General features: G+C 70.0%; 16 protein-coding genes. 4 read left to right on the top strand and 12 right to left on the bottom strand.

Translation table 11 applies throughout. The features are described from left to right. Positions 1–21: 21 nt before the first annotated feature. Together ACFHW1_RS06650 and ACFHW1_RS06645 are read right to left on the bottom strand one after the other, a co-directional pair. A complete protein-coding gene (locus tag ACFHW1_RS06650) occupies positions 22–1,707 on the bottom strand; it encodes a sodium:solute symporter family protein (RefSeq protein WP_416553036.1) in 1,686 nt (561 codons plus the stop codon). Next, complete coding sequence (locus ACFHW1_RS06645; RefSeq protein WP_416553034.1) at positions 1,704–2,045, bottom strand: DUF4212 domain-containing protein; 342 nt, start codon at positions 2,043–2,045, stop codon at positions 1,704–1,706. Before ACFHW1_RS06645 ends, ACFHW1_RS06650 begins: the two co-directional genes overlap by 4 nt. 390 nt (positions 2,046–2,435) lie before the next feature. On the opposite strand from ACFHW1_RS06645, the gene ACFHW1_RS06640 reads away from it, so the two are divergent. Then, on the top strand, positions 2,436–2,849 hold the full coding sequence (locus ACFHW1_RS06640; protein WP_416553032.1) for a hypothetical protein: 414 nt from the start codon (positions 2,436–2,438) through the stop codon (positions 2,847–2,849). A 108-nt stretch (positions 2,850–2,957) separates the two neighbouring features. After that, positions 2,958–3,338 carry a hypothetical protein gene (locus ACFHW1_RS06635; RefSeq protein ID WP_416553031.1) on the top strand — a complete coding sequence of 127 codons (381 nt, stop codon included), beginning with the start codon at positions 2,958–2,960 and terminating at the stop codon, positions 3,336–3,338. A gap of 35 nt (positions 3,339–3,373) precedes the next feature. On the opposite strand, the gene ACFHW1_RS06630 is transcribed toward ACFHW1_RS06635, so the two are convergent. The 7 genes from ACFHW1_RS06630 to ACFHW1_RS06600 form a co-directional block, all read right to left on the bottom strand. Beyond that, a complete protein-coding gene (locus ACFHW1_RS06630) occupies positions 3,374–3,988 on the bottom strand; it encodes a hypothetical protein (RefSeq protein ID WP_416553029.1) in 615 nt (204 codons plus the stop codon). Further along, positions 3,985–5,382, bottom strand: coding sequence for a hypothetical protein (locus ACFHW1_RS06625; protein WP_416553027.1), 1,398 nt, complete (start codon positions 5,380–5,382; stop codon positions 3,985–3,987). Before ACFHW1_RS06625 ends, ACFHW1_RS06630 begins: the two co-directional genes overlap by 4 nt. Beyond that, a complete protein-coding gene (locus tag ACFHW1_RS06620; RefSeq protein WP_416553025.1) occupies positions 5,379–6,182 on the bottom strand; it encodes an ABC transporter ATP-binding protein in 804 nt (267 codons plus the stop codon). The genes ACFHW1_RS06625 and ACFHW1_RS06620 overlap by 4 nt, the downstream gene beginning before the upstream one ends. A gap of 104 nt (positions 6,183–6,286) precedes the next feature. After that, positions 6,287–7,096, bottom strand: a complete 810-nt coding sequence (locus ACFHW1_RS06615) for a zf-HC2 domain-containing protein (RefSeq protein WP_416553023.1) — start codon at positions 7,094–7,096, stop codon at positions 6,287–6,289. Continuing rightward, entirely contained in the window at positions 7,093–7,632 is a 540-nt protein-coding gene (locus tag ACFHW1_RS06610; RefSeq protein ID WP_416553021.1) for an RNA polymerase sigma factor, read from the bottom strand. Before ACFHW1_RS06610 ends, ACFHW1_RS06615 begins: the two co-directional genes overlap by 4 nt. Before the next feature lie 183 nt (positions 7,633–7,815). Next, positions 7,816–8,118, bottom strand: a complete 303-nt coding sequence (locus tag ACFHW1_RS06605) for a zinc ribbon domain-containing protein (protein ID WP_416553019.1) — start codon at positions 8,116–8,118, stop codon at positions 7,816–7,818. Then, positions 8,115–8,726, bottom strand: a complete 612-nt coding sequence (locus ACFHW1_RS06600) for an RNA-guided endonuclease InsQ/TnpB family protein (protein WP_416553017.1) — start codon at positions 8,724–8,726, stop codon at positions 8,115–8,117. The genes ACFHW1_RS06605 and ACFHW1_RS06600 overlap by 4 nt, the downstream gene beginning before the upstream one ends. Positions 8,727–8,893: 167 nt before the next feature. Here ACFHW1_RS06600 and ACFHW1_RS06595 point away from each other — a divergent pair, with 167 nt between their 5' ends. Beyond that, positions 8,894–10,363: an SDR family NAD(P)-dependent oxidoreductase gene (locus ACFHW1_RS06595; RefSeq protein WP_416553015.1), complete on the top strand. Its 1,470-nt coding sequence runs from the start codon at positions 8,894–8,896 to the stop codon at positions 10,361–10,363. On the opposite strand, the gene ACFHW1_RS06590 is transcribed toward ACFHW1_RS06595, so the two are convergent. The 3 genes from ACFHW1_RS06590 to ACFHW1_RS06580 form a co-directional block, all read right to left on the bottom strand. Continuing rightward, positions 10,342–11,754, bottom strand: coding sequence for a hypothetical protein (locus ACFHW1_RS06590; protein ID WP_416553013.1), 1,413 nt, complete (start codon positions 11,752–11,754; stop codon positions 10,342–10,344). The two genes, ACFHW1_RS06595 and ACFHW1_RS06590, sit on opposite strands and share 22 nt — an antisense overlap. Beyond that, on the bottom strand, positions 11,754–12,185 hold the full coding sequence (locus tag ACFHW1_RS06585; RefSeq protein WP_416553011.1) for a hypothetical protein: 432 nt from the start codon (positions 12,183–12,185) through the stop codon (positions 11,754–11,756). Before ACFHW1_RS06585 ends, ACFHW1_RS06590 begins: the two co-directional genes overlap by 1 nt. Positions 12,186–12,555: 370 nt before the next feature. Beyond that, a complete protein-coding gene (locus tag ACFHW1_RS06580) occupies positions 12,556–14,619 on the bottom strand; it encodes a beta-galactosidase (RefSeq protein ID WP_416553009.1) in 2,064 nt (687 codons plus the stop codon). Positions 14,620–14,851: 232 nt separating this feature from the next. On the opposite strand from ACFHW1_RS06580, the gene ACFHW1_RS06575 reads away from it, so the two are divergent. Continuing rightward, a complete protein-coding gene (locus ACFHW1_RS06575; protein WP_416553007.1) occupies positions 14,852–15,835 on the top strand; it encodes an ABC transporter permease subunit in 984 nt (327 codons plus the stop codon). Positions 15,836–15,989: the final 154 nt, after the last annotated feature.

The raw sequence follows: 15,989 nt of genomic DNA, 5'->3' as shown, positions 1-15,989 counted from the left end.
AGGGGTAGATGACGGTCCGGGTCAGGCCGCGTCGCCGGTGGAGCCGGCCGACACGGCGCGGCGGGCCGCCGGGTAACGGATGCTCTCCACCATCTCGGAAATTTCCTCCGGTGGCGGTGCCGTCATCTTCGACACGACGATCGTGACGATGAAGTTGACGATCGCACCGATGGTGCCGATGGCCTCCGGGCTGATGTCGAAGATGTGCGGATTCGCCGAGGTGCCGAAGACCTCCAGGGTGTAGATCATGTAGCTGGCGGTGAAGACGAGACCGGCAATCATGCCGGATGCCGCGCCGACCGCATTACATCGCTTCCAGAAGATCCCGAGCACGATGACGGGGAAGAAGGTCGAAGCGGCGAGACCGAATGCGAACGCCACCACCTGGGCCACGAACGCCGGCGGGTTGATGCCGGCGTACACCGAGATCAGGACCGCCAGACCCATGGCGATCCGTCCGGCGAGCAGCCGCTGCTGGTCGGTCGAGTCCCGCTTCACCCGGCGGAAGTACAGGTCGTGCGAGAACGACGAGGAGATGACCAGCAGCAGACCGGCGGCGGTCGACATTGCGGCCGCCATGCCGCCGGCGGCCACCAGGCCGACGATCGGTGCCGGCAGGCCGGCGATCTCCGGACTGGCCAACACCAGGATGTCGTTGTTGACGATCAGGTCCGCCCCGGACGTGGGGCTGTTGCTCACCGTCTGGATCGTCTGCGCGTTCTCGTTGACCGTGACCAGGCCGGTCGCCGCCCAGTTCTCGATCCATCTGGGCAGCGAGTCCGCCGCCACGCCGTTGACGTCCTGCAGCAGGTTCAGCTTGGTGAACGCACCCACCGCCGGTGCGGTGGTGTAGAGTAACGCGATGAAGAACAGCGCCCAGAACGCCGAGTAGCGGGCGCCCCGGACCGTCTTTGTCGTGTAGAACCGGATGATCACGTGCGGCAGGCCAGCGGTACCGATCATCAGTGACATTGTCACCAGGAACACGTCGATCTGCGGTCGGGCGGAGAACGCCTCGGTAAACTGGCTCAGCCCCATCTGGGTGCTGAGCGCGTTGAGTTCGCCGAGGATCTGCCCGAAGGTGACCTGCGGGATCGGCAGCCCGGTCATCTGCTGTGCCACCGCGATCGCCGGGATCAGGTAGGCGATGATGAGTACCGTGTACTGCGACACCTGGGTCCAGGTGATGCCCTTCATGCCACCGAGCACCGCGTACGCGAAGATGATCAGCGCCGCGACGATGACGCCGCCGGTGATGTCCAGCCCGAGGAACCGGCTGAACACGATGCCGCCGCCGCGCATCTGTCCGACGACGTACGTGAAGGAGATGATGATCGCGGCCACGGCGGCGATCGTCCGGACGGTCTCCGAGTAGCGGTCGCCGACGAATTCCGGGACCGTGAACTTGCCCCACTTACGCAGGTAGGGGGCGATGAGCAGGGCCAACAGTACGTAGCCGCCGGTCCAGCCCATCAGGTAGATGGAGCCGTCGGAACCGAGGAACGCGATCAGGCCGGCCATCGAGATGAACGACGCGGCCGACATCCAGTCGGCGGCGACGGCCGCACCGTTGGCGACGGTCGGGATTCCCTGACCGGCCACGTAGAAGCCGGTTGTTTCCTTCACCCGGCTGCGCCAGGCGATGCCGAGGTAGAGGGCGAAGGTGAGGATGATGAAGCCGAGCGTCCAGCCCTGGATCTGGGTCACTTCTCTCCCCCTTCCGCCGGTCGCTCACTGACACCGAACTGGTCGTCCATCCGGTCCATCATCTTCGCGTAGACCAAAATCAGGATGACAAAGGTGTAGATCGATCCCTGCTGGGCGAACCAGAACCCCAGTGGAAACCCGAGGATCTCGATGTTGTTCAACGGCTGGATAAGCAGGATTCCGCAGACGAACGACACGACGAACCAGATGGCGAGCAGGATCACCATGAGGCGTAGGTTCTTGCGCCAGTACTCCTGGCGCCAACCATTGTCCGGTGGTGACGTCGTCGGTGGCGGTTCCCCGCCACCGGCGTTCTTATCGGGGGTTACGTCAGTCACTGTGGGGCCTCCTAGTCGTTATGGGAACGGCAGGTGACGGGTCGTGGCGCGGCGACCGGCAGGCCACCGTGCCGCGACTGTGCCGCTGTCCGATCCGCACCTCCGTCGGTCAGTCGGGACCGCCCGACGGCTTGTGCGGTCGGTCACACCCTTAATCTGGGAAGAGAACGTGACCCGGCCCGGACAGGCAATAGTTGATCTGCCTTACGCCGGGTTGGGGCGGTGAACGGTCTACCCGGGCCTGCGAGCGGTCGGCGGTCGTGGACGAGCGGGGGAGCGTCGCCCGGTTCGCGCGTTTTGTGATGACTATCTGGCCGTCCAGCGGCCCCGCTCGACCACTCACCGATTGCCGGCTGGGGCACACCAGGGATCCCGGCCTAGCATCCGGTCATGGCTGACACCGCATCCACCGCCGCCCCCGCCCGTCGGCGCATCCTGCACGCCGGCAGCCTCGGCATGATCATCGGCGGTCTGCTCGCGCTGGTCGGCTCGCTGCTCCCCTGGGTGATCACACCGTTCGGGCCGCTCTCCGGCACCGCCGGACCCGGCCTGTGGACGCTGTCCGCCGGATTCATCGCCGTAGCCGGCGCGCTGCTGCCGTACCGCAAGGTGGCCATCGCACACGCCCTGCTACCCGGGCTGGCGGTCGCCGTCATCATCGGCTGGCAGGCTGCCCGGCTGATCTACCTCAGCTCGACCACCGGCAGCTGGGGGCAGCTGATGCCCGGTATCGGGATGGTCATGGTCGCCGGCGCCGCCGTCGTGCTGCTGCGTACTGCGATCCGGCTGATCTCGATCCGCTGACGGCCCGGTGGACCGGCCACCGGCCGGCCACTGAGCAGCGACGGAAGACCGGCGGCGGACGACCGAACGTACGGTGCTGATCTCCATTGGAGCTGGGAGACTGAGCCGGTGACCTACCCCAACCCATACCAGTCGGGGCCGCAGCAGCCGATGCCCACCTCGGGGCAGCCGTACCAACCGGGCGGCTACGCCTCCGTCCCCGGCCCCGCGGTGCCGAAGTCGGCCGGCGCGGCGGTCGCCCTGGAACTGGTGCCCGGCCTGTTCGGCATCTTCGGGATCGGCAACATCTACGCCGGCAAGATGGCCACCGGCATCGTACTGATGGTTTCGTTCTGGGTGTTCTTCTGGATCAACGTCCTGCTCACGTTCATCGTCATCGGCTTGATCACCCTGCCGATGACCTGGGTGGCATATCTGGTGGCCGGCCCGGTCCTGGCGCTGCGGGCGACCGAGCGGTACAACTCGCGGCTGCTGTCCGGCCACCGCTGACCGGCGGCGGGAAACCGCCGCCGGTCAGTCGCCACTCAGTTGTGCGGCACCGTCTCCGCCGCAGGCCGCAGCGGGCAGCCACGTACCGTATACGCCACCAGCCCGGCCACCGCCAGCAGTGTCGCGCAGACCGTGGCGGCGGAGGTCCCGGCCGGCTGGATCAGCCACGCACCGAGCTGCATCCGCAACTGTCCACTGGGCCCCATCCACGGCATGATCGCGACGATGGTCCAGACCAGCGGAGCGATCCAGGACAGCGCGGCACCGAGCAGCGCGGCACCGAGTGCGGTGAGCCCGAGCAGCCCGGCAGTGTTGCGGGCGACGACACCGAGCGGCTCGAACCGGGCGTCGGTGAGCGTGGTGACCAGCAGCAGCCCGATCACCGCGGCGGCGAAGAGCAGCAGATGTGCGGCCCGGCGGGTCGGCCAGCTGACCGACGCGGTGTGGTCGAGGGCGTCGTCGGCGCCGCTGAGCGTGGTGCCGATCGCGACGACCGCGAGCATCACGGTGACACTGATCATCCGGGTGTTGATGGTCTGTCCGTCGGAGAAGACCGGCCAGCTGACCCAGGTCAGCGCGATGACACCGACGACGACGGCGGCGGCCATCGGCACTCGACGGGCGCGTAGGTGCAGGCTCAGCCACCTCATTGGTCACCTGCCAGCAACAGCTCCTCGATCCGGTCGAAGTCGCAGTCGAGAGCCGCGTCGCGGGCCTGCCCGACGACCTGTCGCTGCTGCTCGACCGGCAGACCCGTCAGCGCCCGGTACGACGCGTCGGCCAGCTGCCGGTCCTCCGGAGACCACCAGCTCTGCGGTTGCGGCGGCTCGCCGACCAACCAGGCCACCGCAACCTCCTGAGCCAGGTACGGGGCCGGCTTGAACACCAGGTAGGGCTCGTCGCTCTCGCACTCCTGTGACCACGCGGACCGCAGCAACTCCGCCTGAAAGTACCCGCTGGACAGATCGGCCCGGCCCGTCCGGCTGATGTCCGGGGTATCGAAGACCAGCACGTCTGAGTCGTTGCGGACCGCCGTCTGCTCGGGTGCGGCCCAGGCGGCCAGCTGGTCGCTCTCCACCGCACGCGTAGGCGGATCCGGCAGCTTGGCCCCCAGCGCCGCGAGCGTCTCCCGGACCGGTCCGACGACGTCGGGCAGCACCGCCGCGTGCACCCTGCGGACACACACCTGCGGGCCGTCGTCGTCGCAGACCAGCTCGACGGCGGCGGGGTCGACGACAGCCGCCCCGGTGTATCCGTTGGTGGGCAGCAGCGGGATCGCCACGGCGGCACCGAGGACGGTGGGCAGCACCGCCAGGGCGAGCACACCACGGCGCACCGCGCCGATCAGCAGCAGCGCGGTGCCGGCGAGCGCCGTCAACCACATCGCCTGCAGCAAATTGACCGAGGTCGGGATGGTCTGGAAATTGTCGATTTCGTTGGGCGCCGCCGGGATGAGCAGCAACGCCGACGGGTCCGGCCGGGTCTTGACGAAGTTTTCGTCGAGGTTGGACATCGTGACGAAGTCCGGGATCAGACCGACCACGGCGAACCCGACGACTGCGAGGACCGGCGCGGTGACGATCCAGGGCACGGCCCGGCCGGCGGCCAGGCCCAACCAGCTGGCGGCGACCATCGCCAGCGCGCCGACCGCGGTGATGCCGAGGACGGTACCGGGGAAGTAGCCGGCCGTCGGCGCCACCCAGAACGTCCCGATGGCGAGGACCAATAGGTACACCGCGATCATGGCGGCGGCGTACCCGACGGTGAGCGGTAGGGTCCGTCGCCAGCGCGGCCGTACGGTGGTGGCGAACAACTCGCCGACCCGGTGCTGCCGGTCACGCCGGCCCAGCCACGCGCCGCCAGCCAGGGCCAGCGGGAACAACAGCAGCAGCGAACCACGTCCGTACATCGCCAGCTGCGTCCACCGGCCGGCGAAGGACTGGGTGGAGGCGAGGGTGACGGACGCGCCGACCACCACGAGCAGTCCGGCGAGGGCGGGTACCGCCGACCGGCGTACCTCGGTCCGCATGATCCGCCCGGTCATGCCGGGACCTTCCCCCGGTACGCGCGCAGCAGCGCCGAGTAGCCACGTTCGGTGGCGCTGTCCCCGGCGTCGCCGGCGCTGCCCTGCTCGGCCAGCTGCGCCGGGGTGCCCTGCCAGACCAACTGGCCCTCGTTGACCAGCACCACATCGGTGCAGGCCGCGGCGACGTCCTCGACCAGGTGGGTGGAGACCAGCACGCAGCTGTCCGAGCCGACCTCGCGCAGCAGCTCCCGGAAGTCCAGCCGCTGCTCCGGATCCAGGCCGACGGTCGGCTCGTCGAGCAGCAGCACCTCCGGATCGTTGACGATCGCCTGGGCAATTCCGGCCCGGCGCAGCATTCCACCGGAGAGCGTCTTCAACTTTGAGTCGGCCCGGCTGGTCAGACCGACCCGGTCGACGGCGCGCTGCACGGCACCGGGAACGGTGGCCTTCGGCATCTCTTTGAGCCAGGCCATGTACTCGACGAACTCCCGTACCGTGAAGCGCGGATAGAAGCCGAAATGCTGTGGCAGGTAACCCAGGCGCTGGCGGACTCGGCGCAGATCGGCCCGGCCGGTCACGTCCTCGCCGAGCAGGGCCAGCCGGCCACCGGCCGGCTTCAGCACCGTGGCGAGGGCCCGCATCAGGGTCGTCTTTCCGGCGCCGTTCGGGCCGAGTAGGCCGTGTACGCCGGTGCCCAGCGCCAGGTCCAGCCCGTTGACGGCAAGGTGCCGGCCGGCCCGAACGACCAGGCGCTCGGTGTGCACCGCCCACGCGTACGTGGAGGGTGCGGTCTCTGCCGCGCTGACCGCACGAATCATGAATCTCTCCTTGAGTGGACACTCTTGGTACCTGGCAGATCACCGCCAGGTGGGAAATGGAACCGATCGGCCGCACGTGCGTACGGCCCGGTCGGCGGGTGGAGTCAGGACCGGTCGGACGAGATCCGGCCGAGGTACAGCCGGTTGTGGTCGCCTGCCCGCACCGCCGTCACGGCCACCAACGCCACGGTGGCCAGCGCCCAGCCGGGCCAGCTGCCGGACCTCAGGATGACCGGGAGCTGCTGACCGACCAGGCTGGGCAGGATCACCCCGACCGCCCAGACGACCGTCAACCCGAGTGCGGCCCGGTCCACCCCGACCAGCCCGCCCAACGCGAGTGCGCCGGCGGTGAAGGCCAGACCGGGCAGCAGCCACAGCGCGGGGGACTGCCCGGTCGACCAGCCGGCCGCCGCGAGTACCGGCACGACCACGGTCAGTACCGCGAGGGTGCGGCGCAGCAGCAACGGCAGCCCGGTCCGGGGCATCGTCGCCATCAACTCCCAGGCCGGGTCGGTGCGGCGACTCCACGCCGCAGCCACCGGCAGCAGTGGAGTCACCGGAGCGACCAGCAGCACCAGTGAGGGCAGACTGGCGAAGGTCGTCTCGAACAGAACCGCGATCAGCATCAACGCGCCGGCGGTGGCCAGCCAGGGGAGGATCCGTGCGGCGAACCCGGAACGCCGCAACCGGCGACGGCGTACCGGTGCCGGGCCGGCCTCGATCCCGGCCGCGACGCCGACCGCCACCCGGTCGAGCAGTTGCCGGTCGGCCGGGCCGACGCTGTCGGACAGCTGCATCCGGCAGGGTGCGCAGGACTCCAGGTGGGCTTCGACTGCCCAGACGGTCGCCTCGTCGATCCGAGGGTCACCGGACGCGTAGCGGGAGATGAGGGTGGGGGTGGGGTGGGTGGTCATGACAATGCCTCCCGTAGCGCGATCCGGGCCCGTCGCGCGTACGTCTTCACGGTTCCTTCCGGCATGCCGAGCAGCACCGACGTCTCCCGGGTGGTCAGACCGTCGAGGACCATGGCGCGCAGTACCTGCCGCAGGTTGGCTGGCAGGGCCAGCAGCGCCTGTTCCAGGTCGGCGTTCATTCGGCCGGCCAGTGCCTCGTCCTCAGCGGCTGGGGCGACGGTGGCGGCGGTCTGCACCGCCGGGACCCGTTCCCGGCGGGCGCGGGCGCGGAACGCGTCGACCAGCCGGCGGGCGGCGATGGTCCACAGCCAGCCGACCGCACTGCCCTTCGCCGCGTCCTGAGCCTGGCTGCCGGCCGAGCGCCATACCGCCAGGTAGGTGTCCTGCAGTACCTCGGCGACCATGTCGTCGTCGGCGCACCTGCGGCGTAGCCGCGCGGTCAACCAGGGCGACGTCCGACGGTACAGTTCGTCGAAGGCCCGCCGATCGCCCCGGGTGATGCGGCGCAGCAGCTCACCCTCGTCGAGTGCGTCCAAGCTCCGTCCCACAACAGGCAAGACGATCCGCGCCCCCACGATGGTTCTTCACCTTGAGTGAGCTGGGTCACAGAGCGTCGTCAATGGCCGGTTTCGCCGGCGACAGTGGTTCCTTGATGTGCGCAACGCCGCTGTCTCCCGGCGCAACGCTCTCGCGGCTCACGCGGCCCGGTGCGTAGAGTTTCAGGTCGCATCGGTGACGCTCCAGGGGGGTTCCTCCTTCGTCGCCGACCGCCCCGTTCGAGAGGAGGACTCCCGGTGAGGTCTTACACCGCCTCCACAGGCGATCACGGAGAGCCCCTCCGTGAGGATGCTGCGGGCCGCGTTGATGTCCCGGTCGTGGGCCTGCCCGCACCGGCAGGTCCACGACCGGACGGCCAACGGCAGGGGTTCAGCCAGTTCGCCGTAGCCCGAGGACCGTCGGGTCGACGGGAACCAGCGGTCCACGACCACCAGGTCCCGGCCGTACCAGTCGTCCTCGATCACGATCGTTTGGGTTTCACGAACGAGCCGGGTGGTGAGTTGTGCAGGTGGTCGCGGCGGCGGTCGGCGATCCGGGCATGAATCCGGGCCACCGTCAGCCGGGCCTTGGCCCGGTTCGCGGAGCCTCTGGCCTTGCATGCGAGGTTCCGCTGGGCGCGGGCCAGCCGATCGCGGTCGCGGCGTTCGTGCCTCGGGTTGGGGATCTTCTCCCCGCTGGACAGGGTGAACAGGCTGTCGAGGCCGGCATCGACCCCCACCACAGCACCCGACGCCGGGGCCGGCTCGATCCGGTCGTCGCAGGGCGATTTGAACGTCGGGTACCGGGCGCGTTTCGCCCAGAGGTTGGTGGACGCGGTCTGCAGGTGCCGCAGCGCCTGCTGCAGAGGGACGCAGGAGACGTCGTTGAGGAACGCGAGGTCGTCGGTCTTCTTCCACGCGGTGAGCATCGCCGACGTGGCGTTGTAGGTGACCCGTTGCCGACGCGGGGCCCACGCCTCGGTGCGGGCGGCCAGCGCCATGTTGTAGACCAGCCGGACGCAACCGAACCTCCGGGCGAGCTCGGCGGCCTGCCCGGGGGTGGGGTGGAAGCGGTATCTGAACGCCCGCTTCACGGTCCTGGACGCAGTCCACAGTCTAACGATTCGGTCGTGAGCCGTGAGGTCGCGTGTGGGGTGCACGCCGGTCCACCTTGGTGGCGGACCGGCTCTCCCTGCCCTGCTCCGCAGAAGTTCCGGTTGCTTCCCGGCCGCAACGCCGGAGTATCCACGGAAGGAATCCAATGACGGTGGACGACGTACGGCCGCTTGGTGAGCCGGCTGCGGCCGGGGTCGACCCGGCGCAGCTGGCGGTCTGCCTCGACGTCATCGAGGCGCTGTCGGCGCTGCCGTCCGACCATCCGGACGTGGTACGGGTGCAGCGGGCCACCGCGAAGCTGTACAAGTCGGTGAAGCGCCAGCGGCGGGCCGAGCGACGCGACGCCGTCCTCTCCGCCGACCGGGCCGTCACCGCCGCGACCGCCACCGGGGCACCTGGGCGCATCGACGACGAGACCAAAGGCGTCCCGCTGGTGTCGTCGACCGTCGGCGCCACCGCCGGCATCCTGCGCCAGCCCCGCGCCTGCTACATCTGCAAGGAGCGCTATCGGGAGGTGGACGCGTTCTACCACCAGCTCTGCCCGCCGTGCGCCAAGCTCAACCACGAGCGCCGTGTCGCCCGTACCGACCTGACCGGCCGCCGGGCGCTGCTCACCGGCGGCCGGGCCAAGATCGGCATGTACATCGCGCTGCGGCTGCTGCGCGACGGCGCGCACACCACGATCACCACCCGGTTCCCGCAGGACGCCGCCCGCCGGTTCGCCGCCATGGACGACAGCGACCAGTGGCTGCACCGGCTGCGAATCGTCGGCGTCGACCTGCGCGACCCGGCCCAGGTGATCGCGGTCGCCGATGCGGTGGCCGCGCAGGGTCCGCTGGACATCCTGATCAACAATGCGGCGCAGACCGTCCGGCGCAGCTCCGGCGCGTACGCCCAGCTGGTCGCCGCGGAGTCGGCGCCACTGCCCGACGGGCCGCTGCCGGAGATCGTCAGCTTCGCCTCGGTCGGTGGCCGAGGCACCACCGCGACGGCGATCGCCGGACCGTCGCAGCCGTCGGCGATCACCCCGCAGGCGCTCACCGCGTTGGCGTTGACCAGTGGCTCGGCCACCCCGGACCGGATCGCCCTGGCCACCGCGATCGACGCCGGTGGGCTGGTGCCGGACCTCGACCCGGTGAACAGCTGGGTGCAGCGGGTGCACGAGGTCGACGCGGTGGAGCTGCTGGAGGTGCAGCTGTGCAACTCCGTCGCCCCGTTCATCCTGATCAGCCGGCTGCGACCGGCGATGGCCGCTGCGGCTGCCCGGCGCAAGTACGTGGTGAACGTGTCGGCGATGGAGGGAGTGTTCAGCCGCGGCTACAAAGGGCCCGGTCACCCGCACACCAACATGGCCAAGGCCGCGCTGAACATGCTGACCCGCACCAGCGCGCGGGAGATGCTGACCGACGGCATCCTGATGACCGCCGTCGACACCGGCTGGATCACCGACGAACGGCCGCACCCGACGAAGACGCGGCTGGCCGACGAGGGCTTCCACGCGCCGCTGGACCTGGTCGACGGCGCGGCCCGGGTGTACGACCCGATCGTCCGCGGCGAGCAGGGCGAGGACCTGTTCGGCTGCTTCCTGAAGGACTACGCACCGGCCGCCTGGTAGGCCGCAGCCGCAGGCGGGTGGTCACCGGCCGCGGACTCTCCCGACCGCTCCGGCGTACCGACCGGCCCGTCGCGGTCGCTCACGGCTGCCAGCAGCCACGACACTGCGCTCAGACAGGCGAGCATGGCGATCGGGACGGTGACCCGGTCCGCCGACGCGCCCAGCCACCAGTCGACGTCCGACGGCCCGGTCACATAGGTGGCCACCAGCGTCGTCGCGTACCCGCAGCTGAGTAGCCAGATCCAAAGGTCCGACCCGGCTCCGAGCGCGGCACGTCGCTGACGGACCAGCAGGGCCCCGGCCAGCGAACAGCAGACGGCCACGGCCACCAGCGGACCGACCGTTTCCCACAGCGCGTCGAGGGTGGGGGGCAGGCGGCTGGTCAGGCGGGCGGTGTCGCCGAACAAACTGCCCAGCGGCTCGGCCTGCTCGATGTCCGATGTCGAACCCACCAGGCGGGACAGCCCGACCCAGGCCAGGCCCGACCCGACCGGCAGCCAGACCAGCCGCGCCCGGCCGAGGTCACGGCGTTCCCGGACCGTCACCAGGGCGGCGAGGATGCCGCCGGCCACCAGTCCTTCGTTCTTGCTGAGGACGGCGGCGGTCAGCAGCACCAGCCCGAGAGCGGGACGGGCGAACGGATCGCGGCCGAGCAGCAGAGCCGCGGCGGCACCGACCAGACACGCCGACCACAGGGCGTCGGCGTAGCCGGCGGCCACGTACTCCGCTCCGGTCGCCCAGGTCGCCAGTCCGACCGCGACCCCGGCGGGCCAGGCGAGCCAGGGTCGGCTCCGGGTGAACGCGGTCGCGACCGCCACGACGGCGGCGGCGACCGCCGAGAACGTGGTCACGGCCGACACCACCTGCGCGGTCCGGTAGCTCTGGCCGAACAGGCTCCAGGCCGCGGCGACCGGTGCGGAGGCCAGTGGCGGGTAGTCGGTGTGCGAGAAGGCGAAGCCGGGGCTGGCCATCGCCGCTCGGGCGATCTCTGCGTCGTAGGTGAAGTACCCGGCGTGCAGCCACCAGATCGAGTGCGCGTCCCAACTTGTCGGCGGGTGCAGGACGAGAAGAAACGGTACGGCGAGCACACCGGCCGTGACGCCGACGGCCAGCCACGGTGCGCCGGCCAGCGAAGGTACGGTGGGTGGAGCCGGCTGTGGTCGGCGCAGCCACCAGCCGCAGGCCGCCCAGGTGATCATGAAGGCCGTTGCCAGCCAGCTGCGGAAATTGGCGCCGAAGACCAGCATCAGCACTACCGCGACCGTGCTGACCAGCGCCGTGGCGAGCGGAGCGAGCAGCAGGGCGACGGGCATGGACCGGACGATCGTGAACGTCAGCGGCAGCCCTGCTGCCACGATGAGCGCGACCGTCAGCAGGTGATCGGCGGACATCAGTCGAGCACCGCCGGCTGTGGCACCGTCGGCTGGAGCACGGTCAGCTCGACGTCGAACCGGCGGCCCACCGTGGTGTCCCGGTGGACGAGGCTGGCCCGGTATTCGGCGTCCCGGCGGTTGGTGACCACGGTGCCGCCGGCCAGCGCGGTGAACTCACTGAAACGCTGCAGCCAGAGATGCTTGAGCGGCGGATCGATGAGCACTCGGCTGCCCGGCGGCACGGTCGCGACGAACTCGCGGCGGATCTTCTCGAAGTCGTGGTGCAGACGTCGGTCCGACGCCAGTTGACCCGGTGACCGGGCGTATCCGACACCAGTGACCCCGGCGTCGTAGGCACCCCGGCCGGCGAGCGCCACACACGGCAGGGCGAGCATGACCACGAGCACCTGAGCCAGCTGCCGGCTCGGGCGTGATCGTCGTAGTTCCACTGGTGCTCCTGTTCCTGGTCCGCGAGGCAGGCGACAGGTGGGTAAACGCTCAGCTGGGCCGACGGGTAACTCGGTCGGCGGATCTGGTGACCAGCGACTGACCGCCCGCCGCCCGACTGCCAGTCGGCGATCCGCGCGCTGTCGCGCAAATGGGGCAACGAAGCCGATGACGTCCGACATCCTGGTGTCGACGACTGCCGCGTACGCCGGATCGGTGTGCGCCCTCCTCGACAGGGACAAGCCCTGGGAGCGCTTACGGCCGCACCGGTCCGCTGTGGAGTGGTGATGTGCCCGGTGTGAGCCGTCGCAACGATGAAGTACTGAGAGCGCTCCCAGAATCATCACCGCCGATCCCTGTCATCAGGTGTCGTCACCCCCGGCGTACCACCCGTACCTGTCCGGCCGGCACCGTCACCGTCCCGGCGCAGCTCGCGCCGGTGATCAGCTCCGCCCCGGTGCCCGGCAGTTCCGCTGGGAGCGGCACCTTGGCGTCGGTGGCGGAGTGGTTGATCGCGATCAGGTAGTCGGCTGCCGGCCCGGTCCGGCGGACCAGCTCCACGCCGTCGGGGACGCCGGCCGGCGGTGCGATGCCCGCGTCGGCGTACACCTGGGTCATGACCGGGGCGAGCGCGGCGGCGCCGAGGCGGGTGGAGATGTACCAGGCGGTGCCGGCGCCGTACCGGTGCCGAGTGACCGCCGGACCCCCGGCCGCCGGGCCGTCGGTGTAGCGCAGCACCGCCTCGGCCCCGGCCAGCTCCACCGCCTCGGCCCACACATCACCGGTCAACCGGCCGTCCGGCCCGGCCAGGCTCTGCTCCAGCACGGTCCGGCCCTCACCCAGCTCGACCGACTCGTCGGCGCGCAGCGGCAGGAACTCGTCCACGGTCAACCCGAGCAGGTCCCGCAACGCGCCCGGGTACGCGCCCGGGTGGACGGTGTCGGTGGCGTCCACGATGCCGGAGAAGTACGACACCAGCAGAGTCCCGCCGTCGGCGACGTAGCGGCGCAGGTTCTCCGCCGCCGCCGGGGTGGTCAGGTACAGGCTCGGCACTACCACCAGCGGATACTCGTCCAACGCAGCCTCGGGGTGGGCGAAGTCGACGGTCAACCGGTCGCGCCACAGCCGCTCGTAGCAGGCCTCGACCCGTTCCCGGAAGTCCAGGTCGACCGAGGGACGCCACTCCAGCTCCACGGCCCACCAGGACTGCCAGTCCCACAGGATCGCCGCGTCGGCGACCACCGTCGTGCCGCGCAGCTCGTCGAGGCGGGGCAGCACCTCGGTGCCGAGCGCGACCACCTCGCGCCAGATCCGGGTGCCGGTGCCGCCGTGCGGCACCATCGCCGAGTGGAACTTTTCCGCCCCGAACCGGGCGGCCCGCCACTGGAAGAACAGCACCGACTCGGCGCCGCGCGCCAGGTGGGCGAGGCTGTTGCGGGCCAGCTCGCCGGGGCGTTTGGCAATGTTGCGGGGCTGCCAGTTGACCGCCGAGGTGGAGTGCTCCATCAGCAGCCACGGCCGACCGCCGGCCACCGAGCGGGTCAGGTCGGCGCACATCGCCAGCTCGATCGCGTTTTCGGCCCGCTCGGCCTGCAGGTAGTGGTCGTTGGCGACCACGTCGACCTCGTCGGCCCACCGCCAGTAGTCCAACGTCTTGCAGTTTGCCAGCATGAAGTTGGTGGTCACCGGCACGTCGGGGGTGTGCCGGCGCAGGATGTCGCGCTCGCGGCGGAAGTTGGCCAGGTGTGCGTCGGAGGAGAACCGCAGGAAGTCCAGCTGCTGGGCCGGGTTGACGGCGGTCGGCGCGGCGGTCGGTGCCTCGACCTCCGCCCAGTCGCCGTAGCGCTGCCCCCAGAAGCTGGTGCCCCACGCGGTGTTCAGCGCAGCCAGGTCGTCGCCGTAGCGCTCCCGCAGCCAGTCGCGGAACGCCTGAGTGGAGCCGGTGCAGTAGCAGAGGGCGTTGGCGCCGCCGTACTCGTTGTGCACGTGCCACAGCACCAGCGCCGGGTGGGCGGCGTACCGGGCGGCGATCGCTTCGGTGATCCGGGTTGCGGCCTGGGCGTACGCCGGTGAGCTGGGGCAGAACGACTGCCGAGCGCCGCCGCCGAGCACCGCGCCGGTGCGGTCGACCAGCCGGGCGTCCGGGTACGCGCGACGCAACCAGGCCGGCGGTACGGCGGTCGGGGTGGCCAGGTCGACGGCGATCCCGCCGTCGTGCAGCAGGTCCAGCACCTCGTCCAGCCAGCCGAAGTCGAACTCGCCGGGGGCCGGTTCCAGCAGCGCCCAGGAGAAGATCCCGACGCTGACCAGGTTGACTCCGGCCGCGCGCATCAGTGCCACGTCCTGCGGCCAGACCTCGGCCGGCCACTGCTCGGGGTTGTAGTCCCCGCCGTACGCCAGCCGGTCCAGCCGGGGGATCGGTGGTCTCTGCACCATGTGACACTCCGAAACTGTGCGCGCTCCCAACACAACACCGACATGATTTCACATGCCACAGCAGCGGAGTCAGCCCCGATGTGGCTTTCGACACAGCACGTAGGGCACCAACACCGTGAGCGCTCACAGCTGTTTTCCCCTGTCACCATCTGACGGCTTCTCGATCGCCGAATGAGCGCCGAATGAGTTCAGTGACGCCGCTGTTCGTGCTGACCTTCCTGCTGCCCATCGGGTGCGCCGTCCACCTGAGCCTGCACAAGGTGCAGGTCTCCGGCCTCGGGCTGGCCGGGGCTCGCGCAGCGAGGTCTTCGCCGGCCTGGCGAACTATCGGGCCGCGCTGGCGGACCCGACGCTGCTGACCGGGGCGTTGCGGGTCCTCGGCCACGGCGCGCTGCTGATGCCGGTGATGCTCGGCCTGGCGCTGCTGTTCGCCCTGCTGCTGGACCGCCCCCGGCGCGGCCTGCAACGCTTCAGCCGGGTCGCGATCTTCCTGCCGTACGCCGTCCCGGCGGTGATTGCCAGCCTGCTCTGGGGGTTCCTCTACCTGCCCGTGACCAGCCCGCTCAACGACATGCTCGACTGGCTCGGCGGGCCGCAGCCCGACCTGCTCGACACCGGCACGGTCTTCCAAGCGGTCGTCAACATCGCGCTCAGGGGTGGCGGCGAATTTAACATGATCGTGCTGTTCACCGCCCTGCGGGCCATTTCGCCGGAGCTGTACGAGTCGGCCCGCATCGACGGCTGCTCGGAGCTGCAGATCGCCTGGCGGATCAAAATCCTGCTGCTCACCCCGGCGCTGGTAATGACGTACCGGGGTGGGCAGTTCTGGCGCTGGGTGGCCAACACCGCGCTGCTCGCCGGGGTGCTGGTGCCCGGGGTGATCCTCGCCGTACCGCAGTACCTGCTGCTGGCCAAGGTCGGGCCGGCCGACACCTACTGGTCGATCCTGCTGCCCAGCATCATCAGCCCGTCCGGCATATACCTGGCCCGGATCTACGCGGCGGCGGTGCCGGACACCGTCATCGAGGCGGCCCCCACCGACGGCGCCGGCGAGTTCCGGATCTTCCGCCAAGTGGCGGTGCCGATGATGGTCCCCGGCCTGATCACGGTGTCCTCTTTCAGTTCGTGGCGATCTGGAACAATTTCCTGCTGCCGTTCATCATGCTGGCCGACGACGACAAGTTTCCCGTTACCCTTGGCCTGTACACCCTGCTGAACCGGGGTTCGACCACCCCGGCCCTGTACAGTTTGGTGATCACCGGATCGCTGTTGTCGATCATTCCGTTGGTGGCGCTCTTCCTCTCCCTGCAGCGGTACTGGCGGATCGACCTGCTATCCGGATCGATCAAGGCCTAAGGAAGACAATGTGA

This window comes from Micromonospora sp. LOL_014 (genome assembly GCF_048060245.1).
GTDB lineage: Bacteria > Actinomycetota > Actinomycetes > Mycobacteriales > Micromonosporaceae > Micromonospora_E.
Note: the sequence above shows the minus strand (reverse complement) of the source record. Positions and strands in the feature narration are given on the sequence as shown.